This is a genomic window from Amycolatopsis pigmentata (assembly GCF_042684065.1).
Lineage (GTDB): Bacteria > Actinomycetota > Actinomycetes > Mycobacteriales > Pseudonocardiaceae > Amycolatopsis_E > Amycolatopsis_E pigmentata.
Genome location: NZ_JBHUKR010000020.1, coordinates 140,569 through 154,961, shown reverse-complemented (window position 1 = coordinate 154,961; position 14,393 = coordinate 140,569). Strand labels below are relative to the sequence as shown.

General features: G+C 68.5%; 1 protein-coding gene (running past one end of the window). It reads left to right on the top strand.

The features are described from left to right. Positions 1-14,393, top strand: the 3' end of a protein-coding gene (locus ACFSXZ_RS30555; protein ID WP_378268860.1) for a WXG100-like domain-containing protein. 62,392 nt of this gene lie to the left of the window's left edge; 14,393 of the gene's 76,785 nt are visible here — the last part of the coding sequence; its start codon lies beyond the left edge, outside the window; it ends in the stop codon at positions 14,391-14,393.

Here is a 14,393-nt window from a genome sequence, read left to right as displayed (position 1 = left end):
AGGCGGGTGCCGCGTACCTCGAGCTACGGGACCAGCCGTGGTACGACCCGAAGCAGTTGCGGCGCGCGGTCAAGACGATGGGCGACGAGTACCTGCCGACCATCCTCGGTCTTTCCCGGGCGGTCGGGCGGATCCCCGACGACATCGGCGCGATCGCGCGGCGCACCGGGCTGTCCCGGCGCCGGTTGCTGCTCGCGTCGACCAGGTTGAGCGGGAAGCTCGACCGGGGCGTGGACCCGTTGGAAATCGAGCTGTTCCTGGACTCGCGCCCGAGCGGTGTCACGCGCGGACCGAACGGGCCCCGTTTCACCGACATCATCGAGCATTTCCCCGGGTGGTCGCGCGATCTCCGGCACCGGCTGGACCTGCGCCCCGGCGAGTCCCTGGTGGTGCTCGACGAAAAGCTGGCCAAGGACCGCCGTTCCTTGGCGTACCTGGAAGGGCTTTCGCGCAGGGATGCCAGGAAGTATGTCGCGAGTCTGGCGGCTCACGGCGGCCTGAAGCGACCGATGGTGGCGCTGTCGCGGGCACAAGATGATGCCGCCGAAGACTTCCTCCTTCACGGGTACGTCGACCTGATCTTGCCCGGCCTGCGCGCGGTGAACAGCGAAAACTACGAGAAGGCCGTGGACTCGGAGGCGCCTGCGGGGTACCAGACGAACTGCGTCAATGCCGCGACCCAGACTTACAACACGATCAAGGCATATATGGAGGGCATTCGGAGGGTATTCCCGGCGTCGCCCAGTGGATCGAAACCAATCTCCTGGTTCGAAGGCTTGTTCAATACGGACGCCAGGCGTCACCGCCCGGCTGAGATAACCGCTTCGATGCGGAAGAAGCGCCCAGGCGAACAAGGTTACGTAGTTCTGGATACGTCCGATGACGAAGTCCATGTGTTCAACGTGTGGCACTATCCGGACACGGGCTTCAGTAAAGACGACGATCACATCCCTGAGCCTTACGTCGAATACCTCGACGGCCAGCCTGGTCTGGTGGCCGATCCGAGTCGGACGACGGAAAAGTTGTATTTCTCGACGCTACCGAGACGCCCGAGGGGCGATTTCGCCCCGGAACCGGAAGCCCGGCATGCCGGCTCCCGGCCGAGCGGCGTCGCGGGCCTGGCTTCGAAGTGGGCGGGAAAGCCCTGGTGGCACGGAAAGTCCGAGGCTTCCGCCCAAGTGCATGCCGAGCCCCGCCCCCGGGTGCGTGCGGTTGTCCCCGAAGTGCAGGCCGCCGCTTTCCGGGTGGCGGACGAATACGGCTGGGATCACGAACTCGCCTATCAACTGGCCGTGTCGATGGGCCTTCCTCCCCGCGCGCTCGGGTCGTTCCGGCACCTGATCGGCGACACCCGCGGTCTGCTCGACCGGGACGGGAACACCACGCGGGCTTTCGACAGCCTGGTGTCGAGGTTGAAGCGCGACCTCACCCGAGTGTCGCGGTACTGGGACTGGGACGAGAGCCTGGTGCACCGGTTCCTGGCCGACACGCGGTATCCGGTGGAGTCCCTGAAAGGCAAGACGGTTTCGCACGAGCCGTTGCTGAGCTGGGGCAAGAAGAACGGCGCGCCACCGGACCTCCTGGTGGCGGCGGGCGAGAAGGATGGCAAGAATTACCTCGAACTCCGTGACGCGCCTTGGTATGACACGAGGCAGTTGAGGTTCGCCGTCGACACGATGGGCGAGGAGTACCTGCCCGCCCTTCTCGGACTGGCGAGGCGGATCGACCGGATTCCCTACGACATCGGTGACATCGCCAGGCGCACCGGGCTTTCCCGGCGCCGCCTCCTTCTCGCGTCGATCAAATTGAGCGGAACGCTCAAACGAGGTGTGGACCCGGCGGAAATCGAACTGTTCCTGGACTCGCCCACGGGCGGTGTGCGGCACGGGCCGAACGGTCCCCGTTTCGCTGACATCGTGGAGAAGTTCCCGGGATGGTCGCGCGCACTTCGGCGGCGGCTAAACCTGCGCGACGACGAGTCCCTGGTCCTCTTCACCGAAAGGCTGGCGGACGAGCACCGCATGTCCCTCTCACACCTGGAGGGGCTCATGCCCGGCAGGGCCGTGAAGCCGGTCCACCAGATGCGGGCCCAGGGAGGCCTGGTCCGGCCGTCGTTGCGTTGGTCGAAGGCGCAACGGGATGCCATCGAAGACTTCGACCGTTTCGGGTATATCGACCTGATCGCGCCGGGAATCGGAGCGGTGAACCGCGAGAACTTCAAGAAAGGGAAGGGCTACCGAACGAACTGCGTCAACTGCACGGTCCAGGTCTACAACACCCTCAAGGCTTTCATGGAGGGCAAGCCGCGGGATTTCCCGGCTTCGCCGAGTGGTAAGAAACCGAACAGCTGGATCGAAGGTGTCTTCAGGGCGCGACTCAAGACTGTGCGCCGCCCCGACGAGGTGACCGCGTCGATGCGGAACATGGCCCCCGGTGAGCAGGCCGTAGTACGGACAAAGGAGCCCCACCGCGACACCGGTCATGTGATCGCTGCGTGGCATTACCCGGACAAGGGTTTGTCGAAGGACACCGACCACGTCCCCGAAGAAGGCCAGATCGTCTATATCGACGGCCAGAAGGGCGAGGAGGTCGACCCGAGCACGTTGACCGGCGAGGTGTCGTTCATGCCGCTCGCCCGGCGAAGGAAGGGTGATTACGCTCCGGAACCCCAACGCCGGCATGCCGCTTTCTCGCCCACGGAGGCCCTGACCGCGATTCCGGAGGAATCGAGCGGGACAGACCGGCCGAACGGTTCCACGCGGCGGTTGACACAGTGGCTCCGCAACTCGCGTGCCCAGGCGGACGTGCCCGTGCGGGTCGAGACGCCCGCCCACGATCCCGCCACACAGGCGCGGGCGCCCCGCGACGAGGCGCCCGTCTACAAACGCGAGCTCCAGCCGCAGCAGGTGGCCGCCGAGGCCGCTCTGTTGGGTGTCTCGGCGGACCGGGTCGTCGAGTTCCACGAGCTGGGCCTGGACGTCACCGCGAGGCAACTGGCCTCCCTGGCCCAGGAACTGGGTGAGCCGGACGCACGGCGTCTGGTCGAGATGGTTCTGGACTCCCGGGAAGTGCCGCGATTCGGCCAGGTCGCCCGCGCGATCTGGCCGGAAATCGAGGCGCCGAGCCCGGTTCCGGTGTTCCGGCTGGCGGCGGCGCTGGGAACGAGTCCGGAGCGGCTGCCGGTGCTGGGCGAGCACGTGCGGAACGTGGTGGGGGACGACCACTCCAAGGCCGGCGAACAACTCGTGGCCGGACTGCTGCGAAGGACCCGCGACTACGGGGTGCGGACGGAAAGCGACCTGGTCGCGCTGGTGGGGCTGGCCGATCAGCCCGGGTGGGGCCCGGAGATCCTGGAACTGCTGCGGAGCTTCGACCACGACCGCCGGATGGTGCCGCTGGAGTTCCTGCACGCACTACCGCCGCGGGCCATCCCGGGCATCCTGACCCGTCTCCGTGACGCGGAGCGGCACGCGGGCGACCTGCCCGCCCTCGCCCGGATCGCCGGACTGCCCGACGCGCACGACGGCGCGGTGGTGCCGCTGCTGGCCGGGAAACTGAAGATCGGGCGGCCGGAGGATCTGGCCGCCCTTCAGCCGCACTTCGAGTGGATCACCGCCGGCCTGGGTGACCTGGGAGACCTCGACGCGGAGGCGATCGCGTCCCGGGTCGAGAGGGAACTGTATCTGGCTCCGTTCATGGACCATGTGGACCCGGACGTCTATATCAGGGAGAGTGTCCGGCTGGGCTTTCCGGTGGGCGACCTGGGCGGCATCGAGGTGTCCGGGCGGCCCTACCGCCTGCACACGGGGAACTTCCTCGCCGAGCGACCCGGTCAACGGTCGAACGACCGGGCCGCGTCTTCTGTGGACGCTCTGCGACGGTGGGTCGCGGAGACGGGCGAAAGCCGGCGGCGGGCCGAAGGCCCGTTGAGCCAGTGGGACATCCTGCGCCAGGCCGGGACGGAACAACTGCTCGGCCGCGCCACCACGGAAGCCGACCGGATCCTCGACCGGTCGGGCAGGCTGGCCGCGGCTTCCGCCCCGGGCAGGGGGCTCATCGCGCGACCCGCGGGCCGGGACGACCGCTCGCACGAGCCGCCCGCCTACCACGCCACGGATTCCGACCAGCGAGTACGGCCGGAGGAGGTGGAGTCCAACGTCTTCGGCCCCCTGTCCCAGACGATGCGGTCCGCGTTGCCGCGCCGGGACTATTCGGACCACGAAATCAGGACCCTTTCCGAAAAGCTCGGTCTTTCGCCCGCGGAGGCGATGACGGAGTTCTCCCGCCTGACCGGGTTCGCGTGGTTCGACCCGGAGGGGATCATCGGCCTGGCGGCCGACATCAAGGTGCCTCCCGCCAAGGTGCTGAAGGTGAGCGAGTCCCTTGGCCGGGTGCCCTACGACCTCCGCCAGTACGGAATGCGGCTCGGCGGGGTGAGGCCGAAGGATCTGCTCGAGGTCACCGAAAAGACCGAAATCGACTACCACTATTTCGTTTCACTGCGGGACTTCTTCGGCTATCTCGCGGACGGCACGCTCACCGTCTCCGAGGTGGTCCAGGCCATCGACGGACTGGCGAAGGCCTTCGGTGCCCGCACCCCGGAAGAGCGCCAGTGGCGTTTCTGGTTGCTGAGCCGGACCCCGCTGTCCTCGGCCGAGGACTATCGCCGCGAGACCAACTTCTGGCTCGGGGAGGCGTTGGCGCGTCACTTCGGGCTCTACGACTTCTTCGTCACGCACGAACTCCACGACGCCTCATGGTGGGACTTCCGTCGCGTGGCGAAACTGACCGACGGCGTGGGGCTGACGAAATCCGATGGCGAGGCGCTGGTCCGGTACGGCCGCACGCACAACCGGCTACCCGAGGAACTTCCCGCGCACGCGCAGCTGAGGGAACTGCCGCGAGTCGCGGAGCGGATGGGGGTGCCCGAGGACAATCTCCGTCGACTGTGGACGAAGCTGCGGCAGTCGGGTCACGACGTCGAGCCGGGTGTGCTGAGGCGTTTCGCCGACAAGAGCGTGACCAAGATCCTTGCCTCGGCCGCCGACGACAAGCAGCTCCGCAAGGTGCACGACGCTGTGGTGAGCGAGGCAGGCAAGTGGGCGCGTGATTTCGAGAAGCACCCCGGCCGGTGGCCCGCCACCTGGAGCCTGGCCGACGTGTTCGAGTTCGCCGGTGATCCCTCGGCCTCGGAGTTGCTGGACAACAAGCCGCTGCGCGCCCAGGCAGCCGCCGAATGGTACGCCGCGAACCGGCTGGGCCTTTCTCGCGCGGACACCGAGGAAGCGGACGGAATCATCCGGCAGTTCGCCGCGCTGGGCGGTTTCTCGTTCGAAGGCCTGAAAGCCGCGGTGTCCGAACTGGATGGCCGTCGTGGCCTCGACGTGTTGTGGGTGGCACGCGCCGCCGGCCGTGTCCCGGGTGACTTCGGAGCCCTCGTCGAAGCGGTGCGACGGGCGGCCGGAATGACGGCGGACGAGTTGCTCGACGCGGCGCTCCGGACGCAGGTCGATCCACGCGAAATCACCGCGTACGTGACCGGCTCCGGCGAGGTCGGGCGCCACGGCGGAAGGTCGGTCGTCGATCAGGTCGTGGCCGAGTACCCAAACTGGGCGCAGCGGCAGCGGACCAGGCTCCAGCTGGCGGAAAGCGAGTCGCTCTGGGTGGCGGGACAACGACTCGCGAGCATCCGCCGCACGTTCGAAGATGTGGACGACATGTCCGGCGACCACGCGGCCCGGTTGTTGGACAAGTGGTATCCGCAGGGACGGCACCCGGTACTCAGGCTGGTCGATCCCGGGACCAGGGTCATTACGGCGGACAGTTTCCGTGGCGACTACGGCGATCTGTTCTCCGGCCGGTTCTACCGGAACCTGCTCTCGGTGAACCGCAAGAACTTCGAACAGCGCCGGCCCGGAGCCGGCACGGCCTGCGCGCCGGCGGCGGTGCAGGGCATCAACGCGATCGACGCCGAGAACCGCGGCGTGCGCAAGGACTTCGCGCTGCGGAAGGTCACCGGCCCGATCCCGACCGCGCGCCTGGAGCGACTGCTCAAGGCGGATTTCCAGCCGGTGAGCGGCGGCAAAGCCGCGGTGGAGCGGCGCCTGTTCGGGCAACTGCCCGGCACGCAGGGCCTGCTGGTCACGGTGAGCAAGACCGGTCCCGACGGCCGTCGTATCGGCCATGTCCTCACCGTGCACCGGCACATCGAGACGGGCACGGTCAACTACATGGACGCGACGACCGGGTTGCCGGCGGACCCGCCGCGCGACTCGGACCGGATGTGGCTGATGCTGCCGCCGTGGTCTCCGAAGCCGATCGACGTGTCGGACCTGTTCAAGCCGGGCCCCGAGGACGCCCGTGACGCAGTCGCGAGCGGCGACGAGGATCGCAGGCCGGAACTCCTCGGCCTGCTCCCCAAGCCGGCGTGGCCTCCCGCTTTCCGGCGCCAGCCGGGCCGAGCACCCGCTTACCGGTTGACGCTTTCGCCCGGCCAGGTCACGCGCGGGGCCCAGCGCCTGGGGATCGCACCGGCACGGTTCGCGCAGTTGCACGCGATGATCGCCGAACGGCGGCTGGACACGGCCGCGGGGCATCTGGCCGCCCAAGCCCGGGATCTGGGTGAACCGGACGCGCGGCGCCTGGTCGCGATGGTGTCGGCCTTCGAAGAGGTGCCGCGGTTCGACGAGGTCGCCCGCGCGATCTGGCCGGAGCTCGAGGCACCGAGCCAGGTTCCGGTGTTCCGGCTGGCCGCGGCCCTGGGGGAGCACCCGGAGCGGCTGCTGGTGCTGAGCGAGCAGGTGCGGAAGGCCATCGGGGACGACCAGGCCGCGGCCGGTGAGCTGACGAGCGAGCAGTTGCGGGACCGTCTGATCAAACAGCTGGGCGATTACGGCGTGCAGACCGAAGAGGAACTGGCCGCGCTGGTGGAGCTGGCGAACGAGCCCGAGTGGGGTCCGGAGATCCTGCCGGTGTTGCGGGGCTTCAACGACAGCGGGCGGATGGTGTCGTTGGAGTTGCTGCAGGCCTTGCCGCGGAAGGTCGTGGTCGGTCACCTCACTCGCTTGCGTGAGGCACAGGCGCACGCCGGTGATCTGCCCGCGCTGGCCCGGGTGGTGGGATTGCCGGACGTGGCCGACGGTGCCGTGGTGCGGCTGGTGGCCACCCTCTTGCGGGTAGACTCGCCGGAAGACCTGGTGGCGTTGTGGCCCTATTTCGAGGCGCTGACGCCGGGGCTCGGCCCGCTCGATGTTCTCGGGCCGGAGCTGCTCGCGGCCCGCGTCGTGACACGCCTGCACGAGATGTTGCGGGATCACGACGCGGATCCGTCCGCTTTCATCCCGGCGAGCATCAGGCTCGGCTTCCCGGCCGGGGACCTGGGCGGGATCGAGGCGTCCGGACAGTATTTCGCCCGTCTCGCCGGGAATTTCGGTAACGAACGGCCCGCTTTGCGGTCGAACGAGGCGGCCGCGAACCACGTGGTCAGTCTGCGGACGCGGTTCGAGGATGCGATCCGGCAACTGCGGGTTGGCCAGCTCGGGCTGGGTCACCGGGAGGCACTGAGCGCTGCCGCCAGGTCGGTCTGGCAGTCCGATCTCGAGGCGGGAGCGCCGGGCGACGCCATGGTTTCCGGTGTGACGCTGGCACGGACGCTGACGGCCGCGCCGCCGGACTACAAGGTCGCGGTGGGCCGCTCGTCCCTGGTGCCCGATGCCACGATGGCCGCCACCGCGGCCGATGGCCGCCTCATGCCCTACGGCCAGCCCACCCAGGCAATGCGCGAAGCGTTGCCGCCCAAGCACTATTCGGATGACGACGTCGAAAGGCTCGCCGCAACGCTGGGAATCGAGGAGGGCGAGTTCCGCCGGCTGACCAGGTTCGTGTGGTTCGAGCCGGAGAAGGCTGCCCCTCTGGCGCGGAACCTCGGCGTGTCCGCGGCCCGGTTGCTGAAGGTGAGTGAATCGCTGGGCCGGATGCCGTTCGAACTGAAGCGGTACGGGATCCGGCTCGGTGGAGTGTCGAAGGAAGATCTGTTCGAGGTCACCGAAAAGACCGGCGTCGACTTCCGGTACTTCTCCGGTTTCCGGCATCTTTTCGGCTTCCTCGCCGACGGCACGCTCACCGTCTCCCAGGTGGTGGAGGCCATCGACAACCTGGCCGAGGCGTTGGACGCCCGGACACCGGGCGAGCGCCAGTGGCTTTTCTGGCTGCTGAGCCGGACCCCGTTGTCCTCGGCCGACGATTACCGCCGGGAGACCAACTTCTGGTTCGGGGAGGAACTGGCACAGCATTTCGGGCTCCGGGAGTTCTTCGTCAAGCACCAGCTCCACCAGGCCCCGTGGTGGGACTTCCGGACCACCCCGGGCCTGATGCGCGAGCTGGACCTCGACACCGACTCCGACCGCGACGCGCTGGCCCGGTACAGCTGGACCCACGGCGGTCTGCCCGACTTCCGGGATCTGGCCGGCCGGCTGGGCGTACGTCCGGGAACCGTTCTCCGCCTGTGGAACCAATTGCGGCGATCGAGCTTCCGGGTCGACCCGGAGGTGCTGCCGTATTTCGCCGACAAACGCCTGACCAAGCTCCTCTCCGGAAAGCCCGGCCGCAGGGAGATCTCCCGGGCGGCCGACAGGATCGCGTTCCAGGCGCGCGACTGGAGCGACACCATCGGAAACCGGGACGATCTGTGGCGGAACGGGTGGTATTCCAACGATGTCTTCGCGTTCCTGGCCGACCACAAGCCGTCACCGAAGATCCTGCGCGACGACCGCCTGCTGGCCGAGGCGGCCCTGAAATGGCGTGCCGAGAAGCGGATGGGCCTGCCCCCGGAGGACTTCGACGAGGGTGTCGCGATCTACCGGCGGCTCAACGACCGGAGCAGGCTCTGGCCTTCCGAACTCGAGAACGCGGTTTCCGCCCTGGGCGGCCGGCGCGGCCTGGATGTGCTCCGGACGGCGCGAACGAACGACGGACTGCACCCCGATTTCGGCAAGCTGGTCGACCAGTTGGCCGGGCGGGTCGCGATCACGGCGGACGAACTGCTCGACGCGAGCCTGGAACTGCAGGTCGATTCGCGCGATATCGGGGTGTATGTCGGCTCGGCGGCATTCCGGCCGGCGGCCGGCGATGAACGGACGATCGTCGAGCGGATCGTGGCCGGGTATCCGGCGTGGTCGGCCAACGCCCGGCGGAAGCTCCGGCTGACCGAAGCCGACTCCCTGTGGCTGGCGGACTACTACCTCCGCCGCGAGGGATACGACATCAACACGGTGACCGCGTTGAGCGACGCGGAGGCCGCGCGGTTGCTGGAGTACGGCCCGGTCGAGTCGGCCGACGGCCGTGACCTGGTCCCCCTGGTCGCCCCCGGGACCAGGATCATCACCGCGGCGAGCTTCGCCGACCCGGGAGACGCCAGGAAATTCACCAGCCGGTTCTATCCGGACTTCGGGTCGGTGAACCAGAAGAACTTCGAGGCCAAGAAGCCCGGTTTCGACCGGAACTGCGTGCCGTGCGCGGTGCAGGCCTACAACTCGAACGAGACGCTCAATGTCCATGGCCGCCATAAATATCCGGCGCCCGCGACCGGCGGCCCGCTTCCCACCGTTCGCGTGGAGAAGGCGTTCGGGGCGAAGTTCGAGGTCGTCCACGGCGAGGCCGGACGCGACGCCTACGAGGTCGTGGGCAGGCGGATGTTCGAGCAGTTGCCCGGCGCGCAGGGCCTGCTGATGACGTCGTCCGGCGTGGACGACAAGGGCCGCGAGGTCGGCCACATCTTCAACGTGCACCGCCACCTGGAGACCGGCACGGTCAACATCATGGACGCGGTGACCGGGTTGCCGGCGGATCTGCCGGAGAACCCGGGCAAGGTGTGGTTCATGCTGCCCCCCGAGCGGTACGGGCGGCGGGTCGATCTGCAAGAGGTGATGAAGGCCGGTCCGGACGAGGACCCGCTCGCCGGAGCGCATTTCATGGACCGGCGCCCCGACTTCGCGGGCTGGCAGAACTGGCCAAGCTGGCAGAACTGGCTGGGCTGGGGTCCGGGCGAAGCCGCTCCGCCCGTTTACGGGGACGCGCCCGGAGTCGAGGAACTGCGGAATCAGGCCCGGAGCCTGGCGATCTCGGTAACGCGGATGTCCCGGCTCAACGAGTTGGGAGTCGATCCGGCACAGTTGCGGAGGGACGCGAGGCAACTCGGCGACCCCAACCCGCACGATCTGGCCCGGTTGACCACGCACCTCGGCTACTTGCCGACACGGGAAATCACCGCCGTGGCCGATGATCTCGGCCTACCGAGCCCGCGACCGGTGTTCCGCCTGGCGGTCATGCTGGGCGAAAGCCCGGAGCTGCTGCGGGTGCTGGGCGCGCACCTGCGCGAGGCGGTCGGATCCGACCGGACGCGGGCCGAGCGGATGACCGACGACCACCTGGAAGAGAGCCTGCTGCAGAGCCTGCGCCCGCGGTACGGCGTCGAGACGCTTGACGACATCGGCTGGCTGGTGAGCGTGCTCAACCTGCGGCAGCCGGGCGAGACGGCGCCCCCGTCGGCGGCGGTGGCCTCGCTTGCCGCGCGGCGGATGGTGCCGCTCGAGTTGTTGCACGACCTGCCGACCTTCTACACCTTCGATCTGCTGAAGAAGGTGCGCGAAGCCGAAGAAATCGAGGCTTCGGGCGGCTGGGAGGCGCTGGCTCCTCATTTCGGCCTGCCCAGCGGTGCCCTGGTCCGGGAACTTGCCGACAGCCTCGACGCGAGGGGCGCCGATCTGGCCGCTCTCGCGGGTTACTTCCCCGAGGCGCTCCGCCGCGCGGAGCTCAGGGACACGACACCGGCCTTCGACCAGGCGGATCGCCTTCGCACGGCGATCGACGAAATACTGGCCGAAAAGGGGCTCGACGACACCGTGCCTTTCCTGCTGTTGACTCTGCGGCTGGGCTTCCCCGTGACGAACCTGGCGGCCTTGGGGCCGTCACCGCACTTCCATCGCCTTGCCGAGATTTTCGCCAAGGAAGGCCTGCGCTCCCGGGTGGACGCCCGGATCCGGAAGTACCTGTCGCTGAAGTTCCAGCAGGCGAGCGAGGCCCATCCCGGAAGGCGGGCCACGGAGAACTCCCGGCTCACCCAGATGATGCGGGACATTCCCCGTGACTTCGCCTCCCTCGACGAGTCGCTCGCCACGGCGATGCGGCTGGTTCGGGACAACCCGGCGGTCCGTGCCGAAGAGACCCCGGCCTACCGGCGCGGGGGAGAGTCGCTGCGGCCCCCGGCTCCGGCGTCGTCGGACCGGCCTTACGACCCGCGGTTCGCGAACGCGTCGGACGAGGAGTTCCGCGACCATCTACCGCCAAGACACTACGAGCCGCACGAGGTCGCCGACTGGACGTTGAAGCTGGAAATCCCGCCGGAGCGGTTCGAGGCGCTGGCCGCGTACGCGTGGTTCGACCCGGACCGGATCGTGTCTCTGGCCGGCAAGCTCGGTGTTTCCCCGGCGAAGGTGGTGGACTACAGCGAGACGATCGGCTGGGTGCCGTCCGACCTGCTGAAGTACGCCGAGCGGTTCGATGTGGACAATCCAGCGGATCTGTTCGTGGTGGCGTCCGGCCTGGGCGTGAACCACCGGCACCTGGGCTGGGCACGGGCGGCGTTCCGCAACATGGCGGAGCGTGGGCTCACCGCGGAAAAGCTCGTGGAAATCCTGAGGCAACGAGCGCGTGAAAACGGTGCCCGGAGCCGGGCGGAGCGGCAGCACCTCTTCTGGATGTACAGCCGGTACCCGGTCAGTTCGGCCGAGCACCACGCGCTCGGGAACATTTGGCTGAAGCCCTGGTGGCTCGAACGACTGGGGGTGCCACGCGACGGTTTCACGGCCAACCACCTGGGAAAGACCTGGATGGACTTCGACCGGGCCCAGGCTTTGCTGCGCGAACTGGGGCTCACCAAGCCCGAAGACTTCGAGGACCTGATCGAGTACGCCGCCGGGCTCGAGCGGATTCCGGGCGAGCTTGCCGATATGGCATGGCGGATGGGAGTACGGCGCCCGGTCGATCTTTACCGGTTCGCCCGCCGGCTGGAGGGCATCGACCCACGGATCCTCCCGGCGTTCCCCGACGTCGCCACCAAGCTGAACGATGGTGCCGGCGAAGCGACGATGCGGGCCCTCCAGGACGAGATCGTGGGCTGGCTCCGCACCACGACCGGGAAACTGAACCAGACCGAAAGCGAGCTCACCGGGCCGGTCACCGGCAAGCCGGGGGACAAGTGGTCCAGCCGTGACCTCACCGACTTCATGGCCGAGACCAAACCGTCGAGGGAGGTGCTGAACGACCCGGCGACCTTGTTCGGCAGGATCACCGAGTGGCGCGCGGTCACGCGGGGCGGCCTGCGGCCGGAGGAGGTCGCCGAAGGACTCCGGCTCGAGCGGGCCATGCGCGCCGATTGGGGCTTCTCCCCGCGTCGCCTGGAACGAAGGGTCGCGCGGCTCGGTGGTATCCGAGGCCTGGACCTGTTGCGGGTCGCTCAGGCAACCCGCCGGATGCCCAGTGACGTCGTCACCCTGGCGAGCGAACTGCACCCGGTCGTGATCCGGCCGGACGAACTGCTCGACGCGGCCTTGCGCCTGGGGGCCAATCCCGGTGACCTCGCCGCGTTCCTGCGCGACCGCTCCGGGGGCGCCCGCTTCCGCGCGGATCCCGCGGGCTCCGCGGTCGATCGTCTCGTGCGCCACTATCCGGAGTGGGCGGCGAAGCAGCGGCTGCATTTCGGCCTGGCCGACGACGACTCGATCGAGTTGGTCGACCAGTTCCTTCGCGAGAACGGCACGTCCTTGTCACTCCTGCGCGGGATCGGAACCCGCGAGGCGAGGCAGGCACTCCACGCGATCGCCCACCAGTTGAACCCGGAGGGTCCGCGACTCCGGGAAATGCTCCGGTCCGGCACACCGACCGTGTCGGCGGAAACCTTCCATGGCCGCCCGCAGGACGAAATGTCCTTTGTCTACACCTACTACGGCGACCTGCCGTTCGTGAACCGGGCGATCTACAAGGACGGCCCCCAGGGTTACGAGATGGCTTGCGGACCGATGTTGGTCCGGCTCTACAACGCGATGCGTTCGCGCGAGGCGGCTTCGGACGTTTCCCCGGCCATGAAGACCGAGGGACCGGTGCCCACCAAGGCGCTGGAGGACAGGATCGGCTCGACGTTCGAGCTCATGCCGGACGGCGTCGCCGGCCTTGAGCGGTACTTGCGGTCGAAGCCGCGCGGTACCGCGGTCGCGGTGCTGACCGGCTCGGGGATCGGGCACGGCATGATCGCCGAACGCAACCGGAAGACCGGCGGCATCGTCTACCTCGACGGCAGCAGGGGCCCGCTGGGAGAGCGGCCCGCCGACGGCGAACGGGTCTGGATCTTGCCGCTGCCCGAGTTGCGTGACGGCGAGACGCTCGAGGTGGACTGGCAGTCCGTCCCGCGGGACAAGGTTCCGCAGCCGGCCAGGGATGCCGATCCGGACCGGAGACCGGACTTGATGGGTACCTCTCAGTGGTCCGCCGCCGATGCGCGGCGGGTGGCTGACGCCGAACGTCGTGAGGCCGACGCCCGGCGGCTGGTCGATGACTGGGCGAGGGCGCGGCGTGCGGCCGAGCAGCGCGTGGACACCGCCAGGCGGGAGGAGCGCGCCGCGGCGCGGGCCGCGAACAGGTGGGCCGAGGTGCGGCGTCAGAGGGAGCGGGACTTACGGCGCGAGGAGCAGTACTCGGGGAGTTGGTCGCACGCGACGCAAAGGGCGCAACGGCGGCTGGACGAGGCCGAGCGGCATGAGGGGGATGCGGCCGGTCAGGCGAGGGATTGGGGAAGTGAACGTGCTGCGGCCCAAGCGGAGCTGTCCCGCGCCCGGCAGGACGAGGCCGCGGCGGTGCGATCCCGCGACGACGCGCGGCGCGCGGTGGACGCGGCGAGGAGTGCGGCGGATGCGGCGGCTGCGGCGGCTGCGGCGAGCGCGGATGACGCTCCGACCTATGTTCGTCAAGGTAATGGAAACGGGGTGGTCACCAGTCGGAGAGACGCCGTCCTCCGCACCTCCGACCTTGGGCCCTGTGTCGCGGTGTGTGGATACAACGGCTCGCGGACCTTTATGATCCACAGCGATTCCACCACGGATCGAGGGGTCGGCCGCACCGATCTGATGCTGGGTATCAGAAGACTCGTGTCGATCGGCACCGGCGAGGGTTGGGTCATCTCTCTCATCGGAGGTTCCACCCGGGGCTGTGGGCAGTACCTTGTCAGGTACCTTCCCGGCGCCACGATCGAGGATCTCGGCTGGTCGGAAGGCGCCTACATAACGGGGACCGGTCTGGTAGCGAGGTCAAGGCGCGAACTCGCCGCACTTCGCCAGAGCGGTTGA